7 protein-coding genes are annotated in these 11,640 nt (G+C 63.5%); 6 read left to right on the top strand and 1 reads right to left on the bottom strand.

Annotated elements, in window-relative coordinates; translation table 11 throughout:
• Positions 1-190: 190 nt before the first annotated feature.
• A complete protein-coding gene (locus AC07UX_RS16900) occupies positions 191-1,285 on the bottom strand; it encodes a replication initiation protein (RefSeq protein WP_495193140.1) in 1,095 nt (364 codons plus the stop codon).
• A 751-nt stretch (positions 1,286-2,036) separates the two neighbouring features.
• On the opposite strand from AC07UX_RS16900, the gene AC07UX_RS16895 reads away from it, so the two are divergent.
• From AC07UX_RS16895 to AC07UX_RS16870, 6 genes are all read left to right on the top strand, one after another.
• Positions 2,037-2,357: a single-stranded DNA-binding protein gene (locus AC07UX_RS16895; RefSeq protein ID WP_495193125.1), complete on the top strand. Its 321-nt coding sequence runs from the start codon at positions 2,037-2,039 to the stop codon at positions 2,355-2,357.
• A gap of 80 nt (positions 2,358-2,437) precedes the next feature.
• On the top strand, positions 2,438-3,337 hold the full coding sequence (locus AC07UX_RS16890) for a DUF7146 domain-containing protein (RefSeq protein ID WP_495193124.1): 900 nt from the start codon (positions 2,438-2,440) through the stop codon (positions 3,335-3,337).
• Positions 3,338-3,406: 69 nt separating this feature from the next.
• A complete protein-coding gene (locus AC07UX_RS16885; RefSeq protein WP_495193123.1) occupies positions 3,407-7,624 on the top strand; it encodes a strawberry notch-like NTP hydrolase domain-containing protein in 4,218 nt (1,405 codons plus the stop codon).
• Positions 7,625-7,747: 123 nt separating this feature from the next.
• Positions 7,748-9,811, top strand: coding sequence for a ParB/RepB/Spo0J family partition protein (locus tag AC07UX_RS16880; protein WP_495193122.1), 2,064 nt, complete (start codon positions 7,748-7,750; stop codon positions 9,809-9,811).
• A 132-nt stretch (positions 9,812-9,943) separates the two neighbouring features.
• Complete coding sequence (locus AC07UX_RS16875; protein ID WP_495193139.1) at positions 9,944-10,873, top strand: ArdC family protein; 930 nt, start codon at positions 9,944-9,946, stop codon at positions 10,871-10,873.
• Between the two features lie 131 nt (positions 10,874-11,004).
• A complete protein-coding gene (locus AC07UX_RS16870) occupies positions 11,005-11,640 on the top strand; it encodes a hypothetical protein (RefSeq protein WP_495193121.1) in 636 nt (211 codons plus the stop codon).

Here is an 11,640-nt window from a genome sequence, read left to right as displayed (position 1 = left end):
AGGGCGCCCCTTTGCGAAACTGGGGCCATAGTAGCGCTACTTGCGCTTTTTCGTCAAACAGAAGCGCTATTTCGAAAGTCGGCCACCGCTATGGACGACAATAGCGGCGAAACCGGTGGCCAATCGCCCTATCGGGCGGCCCATCCTGACTCGGTGGGGGCACGACGAAATTGCACCGGTGCAATTTCGCTTATGGACGCCCCCTTCGGGCAACGAAGCTCTCGCAGAAGCCCGTCCACGAACTGGTCAGTTTCGCACCCTTGAGCTTCGCCAGACGGTCGCCCATCTGCTCGCGATAGGCGTCAGCGATAAGATCGATATCCCAGCCACCGCCATGCGACCGGGCAATGGTCGCCAAGCCTTCCGCGTTGAACCGGATCGTACCTTGCGGAAAGACGATCTCCGAACTTTTCTCCGGCGCGACCAGTGCGCTGATGGCGGCCTTCACGACCGATCCCACTTCCACCGTTTCGGCGACCGTCTCGACAGCGCCCTCCCGGCGTGCCTTGCGCCCCGTCGAGTGCCGCTCGATCTCATCGACGGTCGCGATCTGCGCCGGCGCATCCTTCGGCTCGAATCGAAACTCGATCTCGGTCACTGTTCGGCCCTGTCGTATCTCCTTCCACTCCACCCGGAAGTGGGCCAGCTGGTCGATCTCGGCCTTCGCCTTCTCGAGCACCTTGCGACGGAGCTGCGCGAAATCCTTATAAACGTCTGGCGAAATGCCCAGCGCTGCGCGCAGCGCCGCCATATCGCCCTTCCAGGTCGACTGGCGACGATGGAGCCGCAGCGATCCGATCTCATAAAGCTTGAGGGCATAGCTCGATCGAAAGCCGAGCACCGCCTGACGATTGAGGACGGCATAGCTCTCGGACTCCTGAATGAGCTTGCGCGCATCAGGCGTAAACTCCCATTCAATCCAGCCCGCATCCGCCCCGTCTGTATCTTCAGCCTCTTCGCGGGACGACGAGATCAGAGAAAAGCGCAGCGTAGCCTTCTTGCCGCGCCAAGATCGATCGTCGATCGCGAAGAGGGTGCGGTGAAGTTCCTCCAGCATGTCGGAGATACGTTCGTTACCCTTGTGACCGCGGCGAATATCCGCCTTGCGCATGCGATGCGGCCGGTCCTCCCAGGCATCCCCGCCTGCGGTCAGGATCATCAACGCGAGCAACCGGGAAGCCGTCAGGCTGAGCGATTGTCCCTTCACGAACTTGATCTCAACGATGCTGCCGGGTTTGGCGAATTCCTCGCCACCCTTCGCCTGCAAGGCCGCCGCAACGCGCATGGCACGGCCCGGCGCCGAATCGGCTTGCGCCTCTTGCGCTGCTTCGGCGCTTAGATTTTCCGCATGTTCCATGTCATATAGGCCGAGCGCATATTGGGCAGATTCGCCTAATTGCTGCCTGACCTGTCCTCGCTCGTCAAGTCAGGGCAGGCTGAAACACTTTTGTCGCCCCCAGCCGGTCAGGTTGGAATCATACGGCGCTTCCGCAAAAGCCGTGAGATTCCGCCGAGTCGCAATGCGATTCGGGTTCTGCCCGTTTTCGGCTCGCTCACGCGCGATAAACGCGGCAGAATGCCGCCATTCCGAAGCGAGGGATCGCCAGATGCCATCGCCCCCAATCGGTCAGGATAGCCCCAATAGGTCAGCTATCTCCCCCCGACCGGTCAGGATAACGCCCCCGCCGGGTCAGGCAAAATCCCCCGCGCGGTCAGGATAAAGCCGACAGATCGTTGAAATTGCACATCTTTTCGGCACTGAATCTGAATCACTTAGAATCATGAATCCTTCCGCTGCGAGCAGCGGCGTTGTTTTAGAGTGATTCTAAAAGACCAAGCAGGCGATTCGCTGTGCCTCTCTGGTCGGACGGCGTAACCGATCCCCCTAGCTGGGGGGATATCTCCAGATCGGTGTTCCACGATAGCATCACGGTCCTCGATCCTCGGCAGCTCCGCCCTGCGACGAGATCCTCAGCGAACCGATCGTAGCTGCATCACCGCTCGTCGCCGCTGGGCAGACGCAGTGAGGAGGTCGCATGATCAATTTTGCCAAATTCGAGATCATCGGACGGATCGGTGAAATCGACTCCAAGCCCAAGGTCACAAACATATCGGTATGCGCGAACTATCGCCGCCGCGGAGAAGGCGATCAGTGGATAGAGGATAGCTATTGGAACCGAGTTGTCATTTTCAGCGACGGCCAGCGGAAATATATCGATGAGAAGGCCCAGGTTGGCGATCTCGTGCGGATTGCCGGACGGCTCCGTGACACCTCCTACGAGCGCGACGGCACCACCCACTACACGACCGACCGGATCGTCGAAGAGTTTGGTGTGCTCGCGGCAAAGGCGGCATAGATCGCTGGAGGCAGCGCCGATCGGCAAGAGGAGAGGGGGCATGCGCGGAGCGACTTTGGATTTCGACAGGAGTTTCGCCCATGCCCGCCACCATCGATGCAGCAGTCCGCGCCAAACAAATCGTCGAGAGCCTGGGCGGACGCTGGTCTGGATCGCGCGGAGAGTGCCGCTGCCCTGCCCATGACGATCACTCCCCCAGCCTTTCGGTCCGCCTGGGCACCAAGGCGATCCTGTTCAAATGCTTCGCGGGATGCACATCGACAGATATCCTCAAGGCTCTGGATCGTCAGGGCTTGAACGATCGGCTGCCGGTTCACGTCGAACTACGCGCGCCAGCACGCGATCTGAGCGGTTTGGCCAGGTCATTGTGGCAGCACAGCATCCCCATCGCCGGCACACCGGCTGAAGCCTATCTTCATGCTCGGGGCTTGCACGCGCCAACGTCCGACCTTCGCTTCAACCCACAGACGATCATAGGGAAGGGTAAGGATCGGCGCTGTCTTCCCGCAATGATCGCCGCGGTGAGAAACGAGCTGGGCCTGGTCGCGGTCCACCGGACCTTCCTCGATCCCACGGACATTTTGCGGCGCCCCTTCCGCAAACCCAAGCTGGCTCTGGGTCTGCTCGGCTCTGGCAGCGTGCGCTTTGGTGAGCCGGATGACGTTCTGGGCATTGCCGAGGGGATCGAAGATGCCTTGTCCGCCATCGACTGGTTCCAATTGCCGGTTTGGGCCGTGCTTGGTGCCGAGCGCTACGCCCATGTCGGCATACCGTCGCATGTGAAGCGCGTCATCGTGTTCGGCCAGCGGAACACGGCGGCGAAAATCTGCCTGAAGAGGGCAGGGGGGCACCTCAGCGCCAACGGGCGAAGGGTCGAGGAATGGCTCCCATCCGACCATGATGATTGGAACGATGCTCTGCGCGATCGGCTTGCCCGCAACGCCGTTCCTCGCCCCGTGATTCAGACGCACTCCCACTGAAGAGAGGAGAGGAGGCCTCCGGCTTGTTGATCCGGTGATGGGCACCGGACGATGCAATGGAGGCCTACAATGCGCACCTCAGCCGCTGCTTTCGAACTCGATTTCACTGAACCATCCATCACCGCGGCGAAGGCGATCTCTGCCGTGCTGCACCAGGGCGACGGCGTGGACCGGCCTGGCCTGCTCCGGACGATGGAAACCGCCTATGGTTCAACCGCAGCCGATGGGCATTGGTCACTTCGCGACGCCTATGATGTGCTGGAGCTGGCCCAGGTCCTGCACCTCGCCACGCTCGACCTGTCGCAAGAGCCGGCTGAGTGCCTAGCGGGCCTGACCGCGCTCACCGCATCGCTGCCGACGCATACCGTGCGCAGCGAAGAACAGATCGCGCTCCAGCAATTTTCGACACCGGCCGCGATTGGCTATCTTGCCACGCTCGCCGCTCGCATCACCGCCGCGGATACCGTCCTGGAGCCCTCCGCCGGCACGGGGCTCCTCGCCATATTCGCCGCTCGCGTTGGCGCCAAGCTTGTCCTCAACGAGATCGATCCCGCGCGTGCCGCTATGCTCGAGGCAGCATTTCCCACCGCACCGGTCAGTCGCCACGATGGCGAACTCATCCACGATCTGCTGCCGCTGTCGATCCGCCCGACCGCCGTGCTCATCAACCCGCCCTTTTCCCGCAGCATGGGCAGGCATGCCGACCCCCTTGCCGCGTTCCGTCATCTGCGCGCCGCCCTGAAGCGGCTTGGTGCCGGGGGACGCTGCGCTGCTATCCTTCCCGATCGCGTGGACACATCGAGCCGCGCCTGGGCGAAGGCGACCGAGGGTTGCGCGATCAGGCTTCACGTCGAACTGCCCGCGAATGCCTATGCCAAACATGGCACCAGCCAAATCGTGAAGCTGATCGTTCTGGAAAAAGGCTCCCAGGACGACGTCGCCCTCATCCGGTGCAGCTCGCTCACCGAGGTGCTCGCGACGATCAGCACATCGGCCACCAGCCTTACGGCAATCCCGCGATGCTCGCCAGTGCGCCTTGCACCAACCCGTGCGCATGGATCCTTGCTCGGCAGTCTTTCGAGCAGGCCCCGGCTCTCGGCCCCGATCGCGAAGGCCGCGCCGTCTCTCGGCGCGCTCGATATCAATTACGATGTCTTTGCCGAACCCGTACCAACCGGCGAGGCGGTCGGTGTCTACTTGCCGTACCGGCCGAGCCGCATCGCCATTCCCTGTGCATCCGCGCATCCGACCGCTCTGGTGGAATCGATCGCCATGGGCTCGATCACGGCACCGCGGCCCTCTTACATTCCGAAGCTGCCGACACGCGTTGTCGCAGACCGGGTGCTATCCGACGCTCAGCTCGAAACGCTGATCTATGCCGGTGACGCTTTCGAGCGAGACATTTCTGGCCTGTTCAAGCCGGCCGAGGAAGACTTGTCTCTCGCGCCCGACCAGGACGGCCGACCTTACCGGACCGGATTCTTCCTTGGCGACGGCACGGGTGCCGGCAAGGGCCGTCAGGTTGCGGCCATCATCCTCGACCAGTGGCTGCGCGGGCGCCGCAAGCACATCTGGATATCCAAGACCGAGACACTGCTTGAGGATGCCCGTCGCGACTGGACCGCGGTCGGCGGTCTCGCGCTCGACATCCAGCATCTCAATCAGTGGAAACTCGGCACGCCAATCGGCGCGGCCGAGGGCGTGCTATTTCTCACCTATGCGACGCTGCGCTCCAACCGCGGCGACAAGGGCACCCGTCTTCAGCAGATTCTCGACTGGGTCGGTGACGATTTCGACGGCATGATGGTGTTCGACGAGGCACACGAAATGGCGGGTGTCGCCGGCGGAGAAGGCCGTTTCGGCACCAAGGACGGCTCCGATCAAGGCATCGCCGGCGTGCGCCTGCAAAATCTGCTGCCTCGCGCCCGCGTCCTCTATGTGTCCGCAACCGGCGCGTCGGACGTCAACAATCTCGCTTATGCCACCCGGCTTGGCCTGTGGGGTCCGACCACCGCCTTCGCCGATCGCCGCGCCTTCGTCGACAGTTTGCGTCGTGGCGGGATCGCGGCCATGGAATTGATCGCACGCGACCTGAAGATGCAGGGCCTTTATGTCGCGAGGGCGCTCAGTTTCGCCGGTGTCGAATATGACATCCTCGAACATCACCTCACGCCCGACCAGATCGAGGTTTATGATGCCTACGCCGATGCGTGGGCGATTATCCACGCCAATTTGCGCACCGCGCTCGATGCCACCCGGGTGACGGACAGCTTCTCCAACGACACCTACAACAGCGGCGCGAAGGCCGCTGCCCTGTCGATCTTCGAATCCACCAAGCAGCGTTTCTTCGGCCAGATTCTGATCGGCATGAAGCTGCCATCGCTGATCCCGGCGATCCGTGCGGATCTGGCCCGGGGCGAGAGTGTCGTGATCCAGCTGGTGTCGACGTCCGAGGCGATGCTCAACCGGGCACTGGCCGCGCTGAATGCCGAGAACCGGGCGAATCTGGACATCGAGCTTTCGCCCAAAGAGTTCGTCATGTCCTACCTCACGGCGGCCTTTCCCGTCCGACAGATGAAGACCTTCGTCGATGACACTGGCAAGACCCGCTCCGAGCCGATGTCCGACGAGGAAGGCCGTCCCATCTTCAGCCAGGAAGCGATCGAGATGCGCGACAATCTCGTCGAGCGGTTCTGCTCCCTGCCGATCGTGGGGTCCGCCCTTGATCATATTATCGGGCATTTCGGGAGCGATGCGGTCGCCGAGGTTACGGGTCGCAGCCGGCGTATCGTCGTCGATGCGCACGGTCGCCAGCGTATCGAGAGCCGTTCGCCGCGAACAAACCTTGCCGAGACCGACGCCTTCATGCGGAACGAGAAGAGGATCCTGATCTTCTCGGATGCAGGCGGCACCGGGCGCAGCTATCACGCCAGCCTCACCGCCGAGAACCAGTCGCGCCGCAACCATTATCTGCTCGAGCCCGGTTGGCGCGCTGACGCGGCCATCCAGGGGCTCGGCCGCACCCACCGCACGCATCAGGCAACCGCGCCGCTGTTCCGTCCGGTATCGACCGACTGCCGCGGCGAGCGGCGCTTCATCTCGACGATCGCCCGCCGCCTCGACAGCCTTGGCGCCCTGACACGGGGCCAGCGCCAGACGGGTGGCCAGGGTCTGTTCGACCCGCGGGACAATCTTGAAAGCGATTATGCCAAGGAATCCCTCGAAACATGGTTTCGCCTTTTGGCCGACGGCAAGTTGCGGTCGACCACGCTTGACGAATTCCAGACCCTCACCGGACTTGAGCTGGAGGGCGAAGGCGGCGGGCTGAAGGAGGAGCTGCCGCCCATTCAGCGCTGGCTCAATCGCATTCTCGCGCTGCGCATCGCGCTGCAGAATGCGATCTTCGATGAATATCTCGGTCTGATCGAGGCCCGGATCGAGGCGGCGCGCGAAGCCGGCACGCTCGATCTTGGTGTCGAGAGCATCAATGCCGAACGCATCACGATCCTCGATCGCACGGTGATCCGGCGCGACGAGACGAGCGGCGCGGAAACCGAAATCCTGCGCCTCGAAACGGAGGAGCGCTACAAGCCGGTCCCGCTCGACCGCGCGTTGCGGATCCTGGGCGATGACGCGCGCCCGATCGTCAATCGCAAGTCCGGCAGGGCCGCGATCCGGTGCAGCACCTATTCGCTCACCGACGACGATGGCGAGATCGTTCGCCGCTACGAGCTGGTTCGGCCGACCCGTTCCGAGCGGATGCGGCAAGACTTGCTGCTCGAAACGATGTGGGAAGAGACCAGCGAGGAGGAATTCTCGGCGCTGTGGCAGGCCGAGGTCGAAGAGATGCAGGGCAAGACCCGCACCAGCACGCTCTATTTGGTCGCGGGTCTGCTCCTGCCGGTCTGGGATCGTCTGCCCGACGATCATGTTCAGGTCTGGCGGCTGAACACCGATGACGGCCAGTCCTTCCTCGGTCGGATCGTCCCAGCACCACTGGTGTCGAAGCTCGCGGACGCCTTCGGGATCAATGCCGCCATCACCGTGTCGGGCGACGATACCGCAAAGCATGTGATGACGACCGGCGAGATATCGTCCGTCGGAGCCTACCGGCTCAAGCGCAGCCTGGTCGCTGGCCAGCAGCGCCTCGAACTGCTCGATTGGCCGCACACGCGGCTTGCCGAACTCAAGGCGGCGGGCTGTTTTACCGACATCATCCAACACAGGACGCGGATGTTCGTGCCCGTCGCGCAGGCCGCCGCCGTCATCGAGCGCATCACCGCCTGACGATCCAGGTCCTCTCTCCGCGCTCAGCGCAGGAGAGGGGAGGGAGCCTTCGGCTTTGTGGGCCTGATGAGCAGGCTCGCGTGACCGTCGAGGCGGCGCGCCAATTCCAGATGGAGACGACCGATGATCCAATCCGTGAAGGTCAAAAACCTCTCGCTGTCGAAGGATAATGTCCGCAAAACCAGCCGTGAGGCCGGTATCGACGCCCTCGCCGCCAGCATCGCAACGCAAGGCTTGTTGCAGAACCTCATCGTTACCCCGCTCAAGAAGGCGGGCCATTTCACCGTCAAGGCGGGCGGGCGCCGGCTGCGCGCACTCCAGAGCCTGATCGAACAGGGCACGTTGCCCGCCGACCATGTCGTGCCTGTCCTCGTCCTTACCGACGACGACAACTCGGTCGAGGCCAGCCTGACCGAGAACTTCCAGCGCGTTCCGATGAACCCGGCGGATGAAAGCACCGCGTTCAACTTCCTCATCCAGAAGGGGATGACCGCCGAGGACGTTGCCAAGCGCCAGGGCGTCACTACCCGCTTCGTCGAGCAGCGGGTGCGGCTTGCCGAGCTCGCGCCGAGCGTGTTCCAGGCGCTCGCCGCCGGCGAAATCACCCTGGGTGTCGCCCAGGCCTATGCCGTGACGAGCGACATCGATCGTCAGGCGCGCGTCTTCGCACAGATGAGCACCTCCTATTACGGCGATCAGCCCGACAACATCCGGCGTGCGATCCTCAACGGCACGATCAAGGCGAACGATGCCAAGGCGCGGTTCGTCGGTCGCGATGCCTATGTCGCGGCAGGCGGCCGCATCGAGGGTGATCTCTTTGCCGCCGAGGGGGACGAGAACTGGATCGACGTCGATCTTCTCGAAGATCTCGCCGGCAAAAAGCTGGAGACGGCCGCTGCTGAACTCGCGCAGGCGGAGGGCCTCGCGTTCGTGACGCCCATCGCGGCCACTCACGTTCCCTATGATCTCGAGCGTCAGCTTCATGAATTTCACGCGCCCGCGCGGCCGCTCAGCGAGGAGGAAAGCGCGCGTGTCGAAGCGCTTTCGGCCGAAAATGACCAACTCGTCGAGCGGCTTGAGTGTGAACTGACCGACGGGACGCCCGAAGCTGAAGCGGCGAACGATCGCCTCGACGAGATCGAACGGGAGCTTGAGGGCATCGAGGATTCCCGTCGCGAGATCGATCCGGCGGTCCGGGCGCAGATCGGGACGTTCGTCTATATCGGTGGCGATGGCGAAGCCCGCGTTCACACCCGCATGTTCAGCGAGAAGCCCGTTGTCGATCCGAATGCTCCGCCCAAGGCGACGGGCGGTGCCAATGGTGAAGACGGCGCCGACGACATCGATCATGGACCCAAGCTCAGCGCTACGCTGATTGACGAACTGGCGACCCAGCGCCGGCAGATCCTCGTCGCCCATATCGCCAGCGATCCGGCGATGGCGCTGGACCTCACCATCTTCCTGATGGCACAGAATGTCGTCTTCGAGCAGAATTACGTCCGCAATCACTCGACGCTCAAGTCCGGCGGCGCGCAATTCCCGATCTTCGGCTTCCGCGACGAAGGGTCGATGGCGTCGCAGACCATCGAGGATCAGCGCCAGCGTCTCGATACGAGTTGGGCCGGTCACAAGACCATGACCGAGCGTTTCGAAGCCTTTCGTGCGCTCGACGACGAGGCCCGCGGCAGTTGGGTGGCCTTCTCGATCGCACGTACGCTGGAACCGAGCCTGAACATTGCCGAGGGCGGACGGTCCAACGGGTTCCATGACCATCTTGGTCGAGCGCTCGACATTCAGGTCGAGCATTGGTGGCGCCCCACGGCCGAGAATTTCTTTGGCCGCGTCAAAAAGGAGGTCATGCTCGCCGCGCTCGAGGACATTGGCGGGCCGATCCTGCGCGGGCGCTACAAGGACGCCAAGAAGGGCGACCTTGCCGCAACCTGCGCCTCGCTCTGCAACGGGCAGGGGATCGTCGAGGCCGAAATCCGCGAAAAGGCGACGGCCTGGCTGCCTGATGCCATGCGCTTCGACGCCATCGAGCAGCCCGAGACCATCGCGCTGCGCTCGACGTTTATCGACGAGGCCGATGATGTCGATCCCGGCGATGATGGTGATGATGTCGATGATGAGTCGGATCTGGAGGACGCGCCGCACGACGATCAGGAGGATTTGAGCGAGGCGGCCTGACGCCCGTTTGCACGGTTCGAGGCGACTGGGGGCGGCACTCTTCGCGGAGTGTCGCCCCTCCTTTTGTGCCCCGGCGGCAGGCTCTCTGAGGGGAGGGTGCTGGTCCGGGATCGCCTCTACCAGATCAGGAGAATGACCGTGGCAAAGACCACCGATAAACCGTCGCCTGCCGACACCATCAACAACGCGATCATTGACAAACTCGAAGCGGGCGTACGCCCTTGGGTGAAACCATGGCGACCTGGCCTTGGCGGCCGTCCCCTTCGCGCGACCGGCGACCCGTATAAGGGCATCAATTGCTTCTGGCTGTGGCTCTGCGCCGAAGGCGCCGGCTACCATTCTCCCACCTGGATGACCTATAAGCAGGCGCAGGCGCTGGGCGGCCAGGTCCGCGAAGGCGAGCGGTCGCAAATCGCCATCTTCTACAAATCCTACAGCAAGACGGTGGAGTCGCCCGTCACCGGCGACTCCACGGACGAAATGCGACGCGTGCTGCGATCCTACGCCGTCTTCAATGCTGATCAGATCGAGGGGCTGCCGGAGAAGTTTTATCCATGCCCCCTCAGCGTGGTCGCCCCCGACGACGAGCTGCCGGCTCGCGCAGAGCGCTTCCTCGATGCCCTTCCGGCGAGGGTTCGCCAGTGCGGCGATCGGGCCTTCTACGACCGTGTTGCCGACAGCATCACGATGCCGCCCGTCGCGTTGTTTTCCACCCGTGCCTATTTCGCGTCGACATTAGCGCATGAGGCAGGGCATTGGACCGGCCATCCTGACCGGCTCAACCGAGAATTCGGCAGGAAATTCGGCGACAACGCTTATGCTTTCGAAGAGCTTTGCGCCGAAATGACATCCGCCCTGCTTGGCGCGGATCTGGGCCTCCCGACCGCCCATATCGACGATCATGCTGCGTATATCGGCTCGTGGCTCGCGGTGCTGCGCAAGGATTCCCGCGCCATCATGACGGCTGCGGCAAAAGCCGAAGCGGCCGCCGCCTTTCTGCTCCGCGCAACTGGCCTCGCCACGTCGGACGTCGCCGAGGAACAGATCCGTGAAGCAGCATGATCGCGGCGCTCGCCCGCCCAGACCCCGGCGGCTACCGCCGGTTCGCCGCAGCGTTCAGCCACGCAAGGACAGGGGAGGGGAGGGAGCCTTCGGCTTTTTGAGCGCGCCAGAGCGCTCAGAAGGAGGCTCCCATGCTCTACGATACGCTCTACCGCCACAATCAGGCCCTTTCCCCCGCCGGTCTGGACCATCTGCCGGCGGTGCTCCACGCCCTCAACGCCGCCGTCGACGATTGTCAGCGTGCCGGCAAGCCTGTCGCCGGCGACGCGGCAATCCTTCTTCTCATCCGCCATCTGGCAGACGTTGCCGAACGCGATACGCCCAGCGTGAACGTCCTTCGCCTCCGTTGCGAAGCGGATCGCCTGGCGGTGGCCGCTGCGCCAGCGCTGCTCGACATTGCCGGGAAGAGCGTCGGCGGAAACTACCACGCCAAACGTACCTTCCACTATCAGGCGCGTCGCGCGCTTGCACGTCTCGCCGCGGCCATCGGCCTCGACGCGGACGACGCCCGTATCAACACCGTCATGGGTGCCGATCACGAAGACGGCACGACGGAACTGCGCCACGCGGATCTCGCCGTTCGCGTGGTCCCGCGCGGCTTCCTCCCGGACAGCGAGGTATCGATCAGCCGCTGTCGCGACGGGCAGGAGGTTGGCAAGCCTCACCGCGCGCCGATCTCCGAGTTGCTCGACGTGGCCGCGTTCCAGCGTCGGCTTGCCGGCACGCCCGGCGATATCGGCACTGTGCGCCTCGCCACCGCCGCCTGA

This window comes from Sphingobium sp. GW821-FHT02B05 (assembly GCF_059421905.1).
This window is presented reverse-complemented; position numbering and strand designations above follow the sequence as displayed.